Raw genomic sequence first — 13667 nt, forward strand, 5'->3', positions numbered from 1 at the left:
AGGAAATCCAGCTCCTACAATAGAGAACCCATTGCAGGGGCCAAGTCTCGCCCCTTCGGCTCTATTACCAGCAACCAGACTTAAAAGACTGTTAGACAAACAACCCTGAAACCAGAATCCAGTAAGACTCTATCTTATAAAAAGACTCAAAAGTATTTCTAGAAGACTAACCTCGATAAAGCATAGTCTCATACCGAGACGAGTACCTATCTGCCTATCCACTCAAAACGTTGAGTCACGCCGCGCTTGACGCTAACCTACACAGCTTCCCTTCCCCGCGTCTCTCCTAGTCAGCTACGAAAGCCCTGAAACTGCCTAAGCCGCTGCTGAAATCCACTCCAATAAGAATTCAAATCCTCCATTGACAGCTCAAAGCGCTGAGCAGGCTGATCGTCAAGTGCGATCGCAACCATTGCCCGACTCACCTCCAGCCCCAAATCACCATAGACAGCATTCACAGCGGCTCGATAGGCTGCGACTTGAAAGCAATAGTCAGTAATCCAGTCCAGCTGCTTTGGCTTGCGAGCGGTTTTCCAATCGCACAGACACAGCTCTCCCCGATACACCACCAGCGCATCGGGAAAGCCCACAAATCCGAGATCGTGCCAGACCGCTCCCTCCACCAGCAGCACTTCTTCCACCTCCTGCAGCAGCGGCTCAACTGAAGCCCAATAGCCTGCCAGTTCAGGGACAATCTCGATGTCTTCCCCTCTCAGGTAGGCTGCAATTTGCCGGTGCAGTCTCGTTCCCGCTGAAGCAGCCCGACCTGTAATTTGTTTAGCCACATCTACCCCTACCGACTGCTGCCACCGCTGCAGGGCTTCACGATCCGCCCGAGGTTTGGTTGCCGACAAAATAGTGGTCACTCCCGGAAAGCGGTGTCCCTCAACTTCGTAGTACGAGCGCTGGTTGACCCGAACCCGCCGGGCGCGGTAGTGAACTAGCTGCACAGCAGGCCCCCGAAGTGCCATCTCCTATCGACTAAAGGAGTTTCAATTTTCTGTGCAGTGAAATAAAGTTTCAGCAAGCAGCTTCTGCCAGAAGGTAGAGACATCGGTTAGAAGTTTCATCGTAAATTGTTCTGAAGCTTTAAGACACTTGAAGTTTTAACTAGTACTCTCGCCCTATAGTGCTCTCTTAAAGAACTTGGTGTCAAAAAGTCTCGGGTCAAAGCAGACCGAGGAGACAGCTTTATAGCTATGAAAATTGGGTTTGGTTGAGCGCTCCTCGTTGCTGCATTACAAGTCATCACCGCTCTAGCCTTGCGCTGATTTGTTTGGGAAAGAGAAAACCGTGATGCAGACTAACACCCTGGCTCATTTTCTAAACCATAAAGGTCGCCCAGGGGATCTGCTTCAATCCTATAACTGGGCTGAGACTCGCTTGGGGCCGCTAGAAAACTGGCCTCAAAGTCTGCAGACTGCCCTCAGTATTTGCCTCACCTCTCCCCTCCCAATGTTCATGGGTTGGGGCGAAGAGCTAATTTTGTTTTACAACGAGGCCTGTCAGCAGGCCCTTGATCTGTCTGCCGACACACTGGAGTTAGGGCAGCCCGTCAGACTTGGGTGTCCTCGGCTTTGGGCTGTAGTGGGTTCTCTGCTGCAACAGGTTATGCAAGGAGAGACAGCTCAGGCAAAACAATTCTCCTGGAGTAGCGGCAGTGCTCAGGAGCGCGCCTTTACATTTGCCAGCAGCCCAATTTTGAATGAGTCGGGCGAGATAGGCGGCGTTTTTACTGTGGTTTCGCCCCAGCCCAGCTTTTTCCCCCAAGCTTCTCCTGCCGCTGCTTACCGACACCATAGCGAAAAAAGCACTGAAGAAGTGACTGAACAAGCGTTGGAGAGCATCACTGATGCTTTTGTCAGCTTTGACGGGGAATGGCGCTTTACCTACGTCAATCAGGCGGCGGCGCAACTGCTAGACCATCCGCCAGCAGCACTGCTGGGTAAACGGATCTGGCAGGATATCTTTGAACTCGATGCTGGTCGCTTGTCTACGCAGCAACTGCAGCAGGCACTGATAGATCAGCAGCCCTTACACCTAGAAGACTACTGCAGCAGCCTCAGTCGCTACCTTGAGATCAATGCCTATCCGTCTGAGGCGGGGATTGCCGTCTATTTTCGAGACATTAGCGATCGCAAACACACCGAAGCCGAACTGCGACGGCAAAAAGACGAACTGCGGCTGATCACCGACGCCATTCCAGCCCTAATTGCCTATGTTGGCGCCGATCAGCGCTACCAGTTTGCCAATCGCGCTTTTACTACCTGGTTCGGTCAACCTGCAGAAACCGTCGTGGGTCAGCGCATCGAAGAGTTTGTTGGTCCCCAAGCTTACCCGCGCATGCGCCCCAGCGTTGAAGCAGCTCTGGCAGGCAATCTGGTCATGGACGAACTTTGGCTGCCCTTCCGCCAGGGCAGCAGCCGCTACGTGCGACGGCAGTACATTCCCGATCGGCAGGCCAACGGTGACATTCGCGGATTTTATGCCCTGGTCAACGACATCACCGATCTCAAGCTGACCCAGGATGCGCTGCTGCGTAGCGAGGAACGCTATCGGTCGCTGGTCTCCATTTTGGCTTCGATAGTCTGGAGCACTGATCAAGAAGGGCAGTTCACCTCGCCCCAATCCGGCTGGGAGACCTTTACCGGCCAGTCTTGGCAGCAGCACCAAGGCTGGGGTTGGCTAAAGGCCCTTCACCCAGATGACCGCGAACCCTTCAGACTGACCTGGGTTCAAGCGCACGAGGCGTGCCAGATCTACAGCGCCGAAGGTCGCCTTTGGCACGCCTCTAGCCAGCAGTACCGCTACTTTGAATCGCGCGGCGTGCCCCTGTTTGACGAGACTGGCAAGGTGCGGGAATGGGTGGGCATCATCACCGATATAGACGATCGCAGGCGAGTTGAAAATGCCCTGCGCCTGAGTGAGTCTTACGCCCGCTCGCGGGTCGAAGAGCTAGAAGCCCTAATGGAGGTTGTTCCCGCTGCGATCTGGATTGCTCACGATCGCAGCGGGAACGATGTCACAGCCAACCTCATGGCCTACCAGCTAACCCGCACCCGGCCGGGGTTGATTCAGCCTGCGGCCTTGGTTAAAGGCGGCAATAGCCTAAACTTTCGGCTAATCCGTCAGGGGGAAGAGTTGCCCTCTGAGGAGTGGCCCATTCAGACCTGTTGTCGTCAGGGCATAGAGCTAGAAAATGAACTAGAAATGCGCTTCGATGATGGCAGCACCGCCTGCCTCTATGGCAAAACGGTGCCCCTGCGCGATCAGCGGGGGCAGATTCGCGGAGCCATTGGCGCGTATGTAGACATCACTGAGCGTCGTCATTCCGAAGAAGTGCTGCGACGCAGCAACGCCACCCTAGGCCTGCTCTCCGAAGTTGCTAACCAGCTGCTGCTAAACGAACAGCCTAAAGCTTTTATTGACCGGCTCTACAATCGGCTGTCGGAGCACCTGGGCCTAGAGCTGTACTTCAACTACCTGTTTGACGAAACTCAGCAGCAGCTCTATCTCCATGCCTATGGCGGCATTCCGTCGCACGTGGCCGACCGGCTGCACTGGCTCAAGCTAGGCCAGACGGTCTCTGGCACCGTGGCGCTGCACCGCAGACGTCTAGTCGTTGAAGATACCCAGCAGACTACTGATCCGATCACCGAGCAAATCCGAGAGCTAGGCGTGATGGCCTACGCCTGCTACCCGCTGCTGTCGCGAGGGCAGTTTATCGGTACCCTCTCCTTTGGTACCCGCACCCGCACCCACTTTGAGCCCGATGAGTTGGCCCTAATGCAAACCGTCTGTGACCAAGTAGCCGCCGCCCTGGAGCGATCGCAACTGCTCACTCAGCTGCAGCAGCGAGCTGCCGAACTAACCCACGCCAACCGCATCAAAGACGAGTTTATGGCGGTGCTCTCCCATGAGCTTAGATCGCCGCTCAATCCCATTTTGGGCTGGGCTACTCTGTTGCGCCGCAAGTTAAAAGATCCGCTACTGGGGCAGGCCGCCGAAACTATTGAGCGCAACGTCAGGCTGCAGGTACAGCTAATCGATGACCTGCTCGATATCTCCCGTATTCTCCGGGGCAAGCTCACCCTCAATCGAGAAGCCGTTCGGCTAGAGAAAATCATCGCAGCAGCCCTCGAAACAGTTCAGCTAGCGGCTACTACCAAGGCAATTTCCATTCAGACCCACGTTGCCCCCGAAGTGGGCTGGGTGTTGGGAGATTCTGCTCGTCTGCAGCAGGTCGTGTGGAACCTGCTCTCTAATGCGGTGAAGTTTACACCCAAGGGTGGCCAGGTTGAAGTGGGGCTGTCTCTGGGTGCAGGGCAGGCATCCTCCAACCCTAAAGCTCCCTATGACCAACTTGTTCAGCTGACGGTGAGCGATACGGGCAAAGGCATTAGCCCCAGCTTTTTGCCGCATGTCTTTGAGTCCTTCCGCCAAGAAGATGGCACCACCACCCGTCAGTTTGGCGGCCTGGGCCTGGGCTTAGCGATTGTTCGCCACATTATTGAAATGCATGGTGGCACAGTTAGCGCCACTAGTCCCGGCGAAGACCAGGGAGCTACCTTTACTGTCAGCCTGCCTATTTTCCAGCCCCAAAGCGATCTCCAGCCGCAGCAGATGCCCTCGCCATTGACCTTTAACGATGAACCGCTGCAGGGCTGCCGCATTTTGCTGGTAGAAGACGACCCCGACAGCCGTATCTTTCTCTCCATTTTGCTGGAGCAGGCAGGGGCAACGGTAAGTGCGATCGCATCAGCCTCCGTCGCCCTGGCCCGCTTCCCCGATAGTCAGCCCCACATTCTGATCAGCGACATCGGTATGCCGGAGCTAGATGGCTACCAGCTAATTCGCCAAATCCGCTCGCTGCCAGCTGATCGGGGTGGGGCAGCGCCCGCTATTGCCCTCACGGCCTATGCTTCAGAAAGCGATGCCGAACGTGCGATCGCAGCCGGTTTTCAGCGACACATTGCTAAACCCGTTGACCCCAGCGATCTCATTGAGGCTATTCTCGATCTGATGCCTAGAGGCAGAGACGATCAGGTTTAGCGAAGCTACTTGCATGAGCACGTCTAGGCGTTGAGCGGATCAGCCACTGCTTCTGCTTCACTAGCTCCCAGCTGCAGCGCATAGAGATTAGCATAGATGCCGGCTTGCTCAATCAGTTCCTGGTGAGTGCCATGCTCCGCAATCTGCCCCTGCTGAATCACCAGCACCTGATCAGCTTGGGTGACAGTGCTCAGGCGGTGAGCGATGACAAAGCTGGTGCGGTTCTTTAAGAGACGTGCGATCGCATCTTGCACCAGCGCCTCCGTGCGCGTGTCAATGCTGCTGGTCGCCTCATCCAAAATCAAAATTCGGGGGTTGATCAACACCGCTCGGGCAATACTCACCAATTGCCGCTGCCCCTGGCTCAGAGGCGCACCCCGTTCACCCAGTCGGGTGCTGTAGCCTTGAGATAGTGAGGTAACAAACTCGTGTACGTTAGCTGCCTGAGCCGCCGCCTCAATCTCAGCCTGACTGACCTGAGGCGAACCAAAAGCAATGTTTTCAGCCACCGTCCCGCTAAACAAAATATTGTCTTGCAAAACAATGCCAATCTGGCGGCGCAAACTCGCCTGCGTCACACTCCGCACGTCAATGCCGTCAATCTTAACCGCCCCGCCCGTGACGTCATAAAAGCGCAAAATCAGGTTGATGATAGTGCTTTTGCCTGCCCCCGTTGGCCCCACCAGAGCAATCATCTGTCCCGGTTTAGCCTGGAGATTAATCTGGTTGAGCACCCGCTGGTTCGGTGTGTAGCCAAAAGTAACTTGCTCAAAAGTAACCTCCCCTTTGATCGGCGGCATCCGAGTTGCATCGGGCGCATCTTGGAGCTGTAGGGGTTCATCCAGCAGCACAAAGATTCGATCTAGGCCTGCCAGAGCAGACTGGGCCTGGGTATAAAACTGGCTGAGGATCTGAATCGGCCGAAAGAACTGCTGCACATAGAGCAAAAACGCCGTCACCACCCCCACCGTAGCCGCCCCTGTCACCGCCAGGTAGCCGCCGTAGGCCATTACCGCTGCCGTTGCCAGCGTATTGAGAAAATCAATCGACGGTAAAAACGCTGCTGTCACCGCCACCGCCTGAATATTGGCTCTGCGGTTGGCCGCATTGAGGCTGTCAAATTCTTCAATATTGAGGTCCACCCGGTTAAAGGCTTGAGCCTCGCGCACGCTGCCAATATCCTCTTCGAGCTTGGCCGACAGATCTCCAATCGTCTGCCGCGTCACCCGAAAGCGGGTTCTAGCCCAGCGAGAAAATAGGCTGGTCGTAAAGATCATCAGCGGCACCACCAGGTTGCTCAACAGCCCTAGCTGCAGGTTGATTGAAAACATGGCGATAATAATGCCGACCAGACTAAAAGTCTGCCCCAGCATCTGCGGAATCGTCAGCCCAAATGCCTGATTGACCGTATTAACATCATTCAGCAGTCGGCTCATCAAATCGCCAGCCTCACTGCGGTCAAAAAAGCTGATGGGCAGACTCTGAATTTTGTCAAAAATGTCTTGCCGCAATCGGGCCAGAAGGCGCTGCATGATCGAGCCAAATCGCAAGATCTGCCCGCGAATGGCCCAAACCCCCGAAACGTAGATGGCCGACAGCACCCCCAGCATGATCAGCAGCCCCCGCAGGTTGCCGGGCACAATCAGGTTATCGATAGACCAGCCAATTAGCAGTGGCCCAATAGACTGAGTCGCTGCACCCAGAATGACCAGGGTAAAGGCAATCGGCAGCTCTTTGCGGTAGGGCCGGAAGTACTGCAAAAAGCGCTGCAGGGTCGAAAGACTCGGCTTTTGCTCCGGCGCAACGACAGGGATAGCGCTTCTCATGCTGCACCTAGGGAAGTTAAACGTTTCATTGGCTGAACCTACCGCTTAAAGCATGGCTCATCGTCAATAGTGTAATGCGGCCATCTCTAAGAGGCACATAGAGAGAGGCACCAACAATGCTGGCAGATAAAACTAAGACGAGACTCAAGGGAATATCTATAGGACTATTGATAATACAAATGAGACTCACCATGAAATTCATGAGGAAAAAGTTCCTGAGAGCTTCTCTACAGCCGAACTAGAAACTGCCTAAAACCGTACATAGATGCCGTACACATACTCCTACCAGCCAAGCAGAACGTGTCCTACCTACGAGAGATGCCGCACCTCTCTCTATGTAGATACGGTGGTATGGCAATTTCTCATCAGCTTTAGGGTAGGAACGGATTTGAAGACTATACCTTTGCCAGCCAATGAAGTCGATCGAGTAAAAGCGCTTCATCGCTACAAAGTTCTCGACTCTTCTGCCGAACAAGCTTTTGATGATTTAACTACTTTAGCTGCCCATATCTGCGGTACCCCCATTGCCTTAGTCAGTCTGATCGATGCAGATAGGCAATTTTTCAAATCAAAATTAGGCGTCAACGCTACAGAAACGCCAAGAAAGATAGCGTTCTGCACCCACGCTATCCTGCAGCCAGACAACTTACTCATTGTGCCGGATGCCTTAGAAGACGAGCGATTCGCCCATAATCCCCTCGTCACCTCTGACCCCTACATTCGATTCTATGCAGGCGCACCATTAGTCACTCCTGACGGGTATGCAATCGGTACCCTGTGCGTAATCGATCGTGTTCCCCGCCAGCTTAGCCCAGAGCAGCAGCAGGCACTTCGGGTACTCAGCCGCCAGGTTATAACGCAACTGGAGCTGCGGCTAAACCTAATGAAAGTCAAGCAAACCACATCTCAGCTAGAGCGAGTTGTAAAAGCACTAAAGCGAAGTAATCAGTTTTTAAGCAAAACGGTGCATCAGCTGAAGCACACGCAGGCTCAGTTGGTCCAGACTGAAAAGATGTCTGGGCTCGGTCAACTGGTTGCCGGAATTGCTCATGAAGTTAATAATCCAGTCAATTTCATATATGGAAATCTTCCATACATTCAGCGCTATGCTCAAGACCTATTAGAGTTGCTATCTCTCTACCGCGAACATTGCCCTAACCCTCCGGCCTTACTTCAAAGAAAAGCTGACACGATTGACGTTGATTTTGTGTCTAGTGATCTGTTGAAGATTGTGTCATCGATGAAGGTGGGAACCGAGCGAGTACGAAATCTAGTATTGTCCCTACAAAACTTTTCGCGCAAAGATAGATGTAGGAAAGAACAGGCGGCTATTCATCAAGGCATAGACGATACGCTATTAATCCTGAATCACCGGCTGCAGGCAAAGGGCAAGCAATCTGCCATCAAAATTGTAAAAGAATATGGAGACTTGCCTCCGATTGAATGTAATGCGGGATCTCTCAACCAGGTCTTCATGAACATTCTAGGTAATGCAGTAGATGCACTAGAGTCAGTCAGACTGAATACTTCATCTACTGAATCTCTTCTGGCACCGACTATCACCATTCGTACGGAGGCGGTACAGCCAACCAACGGCAGAGATCCTGCATCCATAGTGATTCGTATCGCCGATAACGGTGATGGGATTCCCCAAGAGACATTGCGTCAAATATTCGATCCTTTCTTTACGACGAAACCAGTTGGGAAAGGAACTGGGCTCGGGCTGTCAATTAGTTATCAAATCGTTGTTCAAGAGCATGGCGGTATGCTCAAATGCTGGTCACAACCTGGCAGGGGAACCGAGTTCTCGATTGAACTGCCGCTAGCTGAGCAAAAGCCAATCGAGGCTCACAATGTTTTGAAATTTCAAGCGCTACAAACTAGCCAAATCAACCAGTATTCCCAAAAACGGTTGACGACCGAACCGGTGAAACTTCGAGATAGGGAAGTCCAAAGCGTAGGGCTTGCTAAATAGGTAGACAAGGGAAAGAGACCGTCAACCTGCGGAATGCCGGCAAAAAACAAAGCTCAGAACTGGTGATCCAACAGCTACATCATCCAGATTCTAAGCTTTGTGGTTGAGGCTTTCGCTTAGCTATTTCTCCTTCTGCTAGTTGAGTAGAGCCCAAACTCACTACAGATCAAACCGACGCCGAAACCGAGGATCTGTAGAGTGTTTCTTCCGCTGATTGCAGGTAGAGCAGAGTGCCTGTAGATTGCTAATGTCGTCAGGGCCACCCTGGGCTAAAGGGATAATGTGGTCGATAGTGAGCTGAGCTTCGCTGCTGGTCTTGCCGCACCCCTTGCACTGATAGCTATCGCGCTCAAACACATACTGCCTCACCGCTTTGGGTATTGAGATTCGCTTAGATTTGCCCATTGGATTCGGTTAGAGATAAACGAAGTTCATTCAAAGCAGGATCTTTTTCATCGGCGGGTGACTCGTTAAGTTCCTCAGCTATCTCCTGAGATGGCACGACCTCTTTTTCGGCTATCAACTCTAAAACAAGCTTGAGCCGAATACTGCCTGCTGTCCAAGTCGCTCCGTCCAGGCCTAATACCTGACATGCAACACCTGACTGATATGTTAAATTACCTAAGTATCGTTCAAACGCTGGCATTCCTTTGCTGATTAAAATTTGATTTAAAGCAGTACCTTGATCAGCTACTAATGCTTGTTTTAGACATTCTAATAAATCACCTATTTTATATAGTTTTGAATTGAATGCGATTACAGAATCCTTATCTTTTCCATTTTCCTCTAACGTAATTATTTGTTTTTGGAGTTCAGCTTCTTGGGAATTTGCTTGGTTGCTAGGCATGTTGTCTGCTATAGATATGGGTAAAACTACAATAAAACTGGTCAAGGTATCCACTGGATACCTTGACCGTAGAGAAAGATAGCTACACAACTTCTAGAACTGAGGGAGTTAAGCTACCAGATTCTGTAAATTGGAAAGATGAGTGGTCTAACTCTGCGTGAGAAGCCTCCAGATCATCCTCGTCGGAGGTCGTCACAACAAGATCATCACGGCTGATTAGAGAGAGCTTTTTACGGTCAAGTTGGTGAACTTCAAGGCACGCATTAATGCCTGAAATCGCCTCATTGAGCAACTCAACCTTGGTCTGTATCTCAACCTTCAATCTCTGGTTCTGGATCACCTTCTCTGCTGCTTCCTTATCTAGCGTTTGGGCCAAGTAGGCTCGAGCATGGTCATATTCATGGAGAAGGGAATCAGCCTGAGCCTGAGCAGCACTGAGCAAATGGCTATTCAAAGTCTGGTTGATGGTTTGGCGGAAGGTTCGCAGCACTGTATCTCCCACCTTTTGCTCAAAGTCGAGCTTGAGCAGCTGTCGAATAGCCGGTTCCGCATCGATCATGCTCTGATAGTCGTAGCCTCGGCACGATTGTTGCAGGGTTTGACGCAGCTGCCACACAGAAGCCGTTCCCTCAGAGAAGAATTCAGGGCGCTCCCTCACATAGCGATCGCACTCTGTCCTCGCCTCATTTATCAGGGCTGCCGTCACCTGCTGCTGCACCTGATGCAGTCGCTGCTCAATGCCGCCATCGTTACCGAGTAACCGATAAATCTCACGGGAGTAATCGCTTGTCTGCACCCGTGAAATGAGCTGCTGAAAAAATCGTAGGGTCAGTTCCTCCGAGCAGCTGACTAGAAGATCTTCCAACCCGTTTGCCAGGTAATAAAAAGCCTCCGACAAAATGCCCAGCAGGGGAACGACAGAGTTGCGGCGATGGCTAGCCTGAGCCTGCTGGTAAACACCCTCCACGCTGAAGGTATTGAGCAGTTCGTCTAGGCGGCTCACCATCTTGGCCTGAAGCTGACGAAAATCTCGCTCAAATTCAGCATTACCATTGCTGGCAACCGTCTGGTTGATTAGCGCCTCCATGTCCTGGCGGTGGCGATCGCCCACGTTTTTGAGGTCTTTGCTGAGCTGTCTCAGTTTTTGTGACTTGATCGCCTCAATTTCTTGGGGTTGGCTCTGAACTGCCTGCCACTGCTCTAGGTAGAGCTTACGCAGGGCAATGCAGACAGGGTGCAGATCATCAGCCAGATTGCTAAACAGGAGCGGTCGCTTTTCCTCCTGAAGATAGCGGGTAATCCCCTGGCGAAACTGCTCCACTCCACTGTGCTCAATCAACTGATCAATCAGCGAAGTGCCATAGCTAGAAAGAATACGAAGGTAGTTCTCATTGGGCGATTCGTAGCCTCGGATCTCGGGCCGAAACTCGCTGCCAATGAGCTTACCGGAGTTGCCACAGTAGTTATTAAACTCAGTCACAAAGAGCGGCACTTCCTCGTGCCCATTCTGCCCCTGCACCTCCTCGGCAAAGAGCGAATCTAGGCCAAAGCGATTGTACTGGTCGGTTTCTTTGAGCTGCCGACCGTAGAACCCTAGCAGTCCACTGGTGCGAAAAACTCGCGTGGTGTCTTGGAACTGGTTGCTGATGCACTGGTCGAGCCGCTGCCTGAGCTGGGTGTTGTACCAGGTTCTATCCACTCGGTTGAAGACGTAGAAGACCCGATCTCGAATGCTAGGATTCCGGCGAATTTTCTCAAGCAGTTCAGTCTCTTCGGCGGTTAGCTCTCCGGTCTCTGCCGTTTTGAGCACACAGACCACTGCAGAGGTATCAGGGTCTTCAATTTTGGCGTAGGTCAGTTCTGCATCTTTACGAACGGGTGCATCGATGCCTGGAGTGTCGATCAGCACGTTGCCGTCTTTTAGCAAATCGTGGCAGCAGAAGTACTCAATTCTTTTGAGGACAGCGCTATTGGAGCCGCGTCGGGCGTAGCTTGCGGCTTCCTGCAGGTTGGAGAAGTTAAACTGCTCCATTGAGTAGGTCGCGTTCTGATTCGGCGAGAGGCGATCGCGATTGGTGCTGTAGCCTTCTAGCAGCAGCTTTAGGGCGTTGGCTTGCTTGGCTTTGTCTGAGCGGGTTTCTCCCCCCTCTTCTTGAATGATGCTTTGGCAGATTTGCTCAAGCTGTTTCAAGACTCCAGGCTGCTGCAGGCTGGCTTGAATTTGCAGCTGTAGACGCCCGATCAGTGCTTGAATCTGCTCTCGGACTTCGGCTTCGCTGAGAAATGTCAGCACAACTCTTTCCTGCCCATCCTCGGCATAGGCAATGCGGCACTCGGTTCCGGTCGCGTGGCCTTCGGCACTGTAGAGCAGCTTGCGGCCCAGCAGCGCGTTGATCAGCATCGACTTTCCAGCACTGAAAGCTCCAGCAAACACAATCTCAAAGGTAGGAGACACGGCTTTCTTGAGCGATCCCTGAACTGGAGTTGTATCTTGCTGCGATCGCAATCCAGGTTCTTGATGCAACAGCTGCAAAACCTGCGTAACGTCTTGCTGCAGGGAGGAGCAGTGAGAGAAAGTGTCAGCCATGAAAGTTAAGGTATGGGAGTTTTGAGTTACGGACAACTGATAGCTACCGTCTCCAACATGCCCATTCCGGTCTAAGAACTCTACGTAGCCAGTGTAGATATCTACACTGTGGAAATTACGGAGATGCTTTCTCAAGGCAGCCTAGACAGCCTCACCCAGCAATTGGGTTAAGACAGTGGCCAAACCCTACTAGATAGGCAAGGCTAAAAGTCTATAGGGGCCTTGCCCGCCCTACAGTTTCGCAAGGCTATAGTTGTAGGCAACAGCCCCTAGCCATTTGACTCTATGTTCGACATCATTGCCGCCATTGGTCTAAGAGAAGCTGGCAGCTTCTTGGCGAAGGATGTGCTGCTGCCGCTGTTTAAGGGGAGCCTGGAGGACGACACCAAGGACTTTTTTAAGGGCTGCATTCGGATCCGGCTGGCCAAGCCCGCTAGATCCGAATGCAAAAGGCAGTGGCAGAGGCGCTTTAAGTTGGACATGCTAGCTGGTAGGTTAGGTTGAATGAAGTGAAACCCTAACTTAACGTTAGGGGGGCCATTGGTTTTTTGCCAAGGTCTAACTCGACCTACAAAAATACGCTCATTGATGTCACTTTAGTCCTTGTCGAATTTGTTTCTTTAATTGCTTTACTTCCCCCTTCAAAAGTATTGTCTTTGGATGTTTCTGACCTAAGACTTCGTTGAGAATAAATAGAGATTTTTCAAGAACCTTTAGAGCTTCTAGGGGCTGCTCATTTTTTTCATAAAGTTTTCCTAGTGTTCGAATGCGCTCAGCAAAATATTGGCTTTTAGTTTCATGACGCTTATGTTTAATATCTTGCCATCTTTCCAACAATGAGATAGCTTCTTGATAACGCTTTTGCCTTTGATAAAGACTTGCCAAGTTATTCAAACTGATAGCGGTATTGGGATGATTTTCTCCTAGTTGCTCTTCTACAATTTGCAAAGCACGGACATAAAGAGGTTCTGCCTCTCCATATCGTCCTGTATTTTTGTAGAGGCTTGCCAAGTTGTTCAGACTAGCAGCAGTATCAGGATGATTTTCTCCTAGTTGCTCTTCTACAATTTGCAAAGCACGGACATAAAGAGGTTCTGCCTCTCCATATCGTCCTGTATTTTTGTAGAGGCTTGCCAAGTTGTTCAGACTAGCAGCAGTATCAGGATGATTTTCTCCTAGTTGCTCTTCTACAATTTGCAAAGCACGGACATAAAGAGGTTCTGCCTCTCCATATCGTCCTGTATTTTCGTAGAGGCTTGCCAAGTTATTCAGACTAGCAGCAGTATCAGGATGATTTTCTCCTAGTTGCTCTTCTACAATTTGCAAAGCACGGACATAAAGAGGTTCTGCCTCTCCATATCGTCCTGTATTTTTGTAGAG

Annotated in this window: 9 protein-coding genes; 3 read left to right on the plus strand and 6 right to left on the minus strand. The window is 51.6% G+C overall.

Annotated elements, in window-relative coordinates; genetic code table 11:
- Positions 1-290: 290 nt before the first annotated feature.
- Positions 291-971 carry a PD-(D/E)XK nuclease family protein gene (locus H6G13_RS03085; protein WP_190481714.1) on the minus strand — a complete coding sequence of 227 codons (681 nt, stop codon included), beginning with the start codon at positions 969-971 and terminating at the stop codon, positions 291-293.
- A gap of 325 nt (positions 972-1296) precedes the next feature.
- On the opposite strand from H6G13_RS03085, the gene H6G13_RS03090 reads away from it, so the two are divergent.
- Positions 1297-5052: a PAS domain-containing protein gene (locus H6G13_RS03090; RefSeq protein WP_190481715.1), complete on the plus strand. Its 3756-nt coding sequence runs from the start codon at positions 1297-1299 to the stop codon at positions 5050-5052.
- A 23-nt stretch (positions 5053-5075) separates the two neighbouring features.
- Here H6G13_RS03090 and H6G13_RS03095 read toward each other — a convergent pair whose 3' ends face one another.
- Positions 5076-6878 (minus strand): ABC transporter ATP-binding protein, encoded by a 1803-nt coding sequence (locus tag H6G13_RS03095; RefSeq protein ID WP_190481716.1) that lies wholly within the window; start codon positions 6876-6878, stop codon positions 5076-5078.
- 388 nt (positions 6879-7266) lie between these two features.
- Between H6G13_RS03095 and H6G13_RS03100 the strand changes: the two genes are divergently transcribed.
- Positions 7267-8853, plus strand: a complete 1587-nt coding sequence (locus tag H6G13_RS03100; RefSeq protein ID WP_242028118.1) for an ATP-binding protein — start codon at positions 7267-7269, stop codon at positions 8851-8853.
- Between the two features lie 159 nt (positions 8854-9012).
- Here the strand turns inward: H6G13_RS03100 and H6G13_RS03105 are convergent, their stop codons facing one another.
- The 3 genes from H6G13_RS03105 to H6G13_RS03115 are packed head-to-tail and all read right to left on the minus strand — an operon-like array spanning position 9013 to position 12287.
- Entirely contained in the window at positions 9013-9258 is a 246-nt protein-coding gene (locus tag H6G13_RS03105) for an HNH endonuclease (RefSeq protein WP_190481718.1), read from the minus strand.
- Complete coding sequence (locus tag H6G13_RS03110) at positions 9245-9754, minus strand: KGK domain-containing protein (protein WP_190481719.1); 510 nt, start codon at positions 9752-9754, stop codon at positions 9245-9247. Before H6G13_RS03110 ends, H6G13_RS03105 begins: the two co-directional genes overlap by 14 nt.
- Positions 9755-9782: 28 nt before the next feature.
- Entirely contained in the window at positions 9783-12287 is a 2505-nt protein-coding gene (locus H6G13_RS03115) for a dynamin family protein (RefSeq protein WP_190481720.1), read from the minus strand.
- 285 nt (positions 12288-12572) lie between these two features.
- Between H6G13_RS03115 and H6G13_RS03120 the strand changes: the two genes are divergently transcribed.
- Positions 12573-12791 (plus strand): hypothetical protein, encoded by a 219-nt coding sequence (locus H6G13_RS03120; RefSeq protein ID WP_190481721.1) that lies wholly within the window; start codon positions 12573-12575, stop codon positions 12789-12791.
- An 87-nt stretch (positions 12792-12878) separates the two neighbouring features.
- On the opposite strand, the gene H6G13_RS03125 is transcribed toward H6G13_RS03120, so the two are convergent.
- Positions 12879-13667 (minus strand): tetratricopeptide repeat protein (locus H6G13_RS03125; RefSeq protein WP_190481722.1); only part of this gene is annotated, 789 nt, incomplete at its 5' end.

It is taken from the genome of Pseudanabaena sp. FACHB-2040 (genome assembly GCF_014696715.1).
Taxonomy (GTDB): domain Bacteria; phylum Cyanobacteriota; class Cyanobacteriia; order Phormidesmidales; family Phormidesmidaceae; genus JACVSF01.

Bases quoted from the DNA above. Each gene is read 5' to 3' on its own strand.
- H6G13_RS03085 (WP_190481714.1), bottom strand. From the start codon at position 971: ATGGCACTTCGGGGGCCTGCTGTGCAGCTAGTTCACTACCGCGCCCGG.
- H6G13_RS03090 (WP_190481715.1), top strand. From the start codon at position 1,297: ATGCAGACTAACACCCTGGCTCATTTTCTAAACCATAAAGGTCGCCCA.
- H6G13_RS03095 (WP_190481716.1), bottom strand. From the start codon at position 6,878: ATGAGAAGCGCTATCCCTGTCGTTGCGCCGGAGCAAAAGCCGAGTCTT.
- H6G13_RS03105 (WP_190481718.1), bottom strand. From the start codon at position 9,258: ATGGGCAAATCTAAGCGAATCTCAATACCCAAAGCGGTGAGGCAGTAT.
- H6G13_RS03115 (WP_190481720.1), bottom strand. From the start codon at position 12,287: ATGGCTGACACTTTCTCTCACTGCTCCTCCCTGCAGCAAGACGTTACG.
- H6G13_RS03120 (WP_190481721.1), top strand. From the start codon at position 12,573: ATGTTCGACATCATTGCCGCCATTGGTCTAAGAGAAGCTGGCAGCTTC.